Origin of the sequence: Clostridium boliviensis, assembly GCF_033342255.1 — a bacterium.
Lineage (GTDB): Bacteria > Bacillota > Clostridia > Lachnospirales > Lachnospiraceae > Lacrimispora > Lacrimispora boliviensis.
Genome location: NZ_JAWONS010000001.1, coordinates 1 through 414, shown reverse-complemented (window position 1 = coordinate 414; position 414 = coordinate 1). Strand labels below are relative to the sequence as shown.

Here is a 414-nt window from a genome sequence, read left to right as displayed (position 1 = left end):
CCGCAATCGCAGCCGGGACAGTCGGGAGATCGGGATGGTTGATATCGACGAGGTGGTGGGGAGGGCGGAACTGGTTCTCTTTCCCTTGGACCGCATTCAGCTACTCATCCGATGACGGTTGGAGGAGGATGGCGGCATGTTGTTTGACAGTCACGCGCATCTAAACGACGAGCGATTTGAGGAGGATCGGGACGAAGTGATCCGGAGAGCGCAGGAACAAGGCGTCTCCCGGATTCTCAATATCGGATTCAACCGGGAAACGATAGAAACGACCCTTTCCCTGGTGGAACAATACGATTTCATTTATGCGGCGGTGGGTTGGCATCCCCATGATGCCGCGACGATGACCGATGAGGATTTGAAATGGATCCGCTCCCTGACCGAGCACCCCAAGGTGGTGGCGCTCGGGGAAAT

At 56.5% G+C, this 414-nt stretch carries 1 protein-coding gene; it reads left to right on the top strand.

The genetic code is table 11. The features are described 5' to 3' along the window. Window positions 1-136: 136 nt before the first annotated feature. Window positions 137-414, top strand: a 278-nt coding sequence (locus RZO55_RS00005) for a TatD family hydrolase (RefSeq protein WP_318062251.1), incomplete at its 3' end; no start/stop codon positions are given.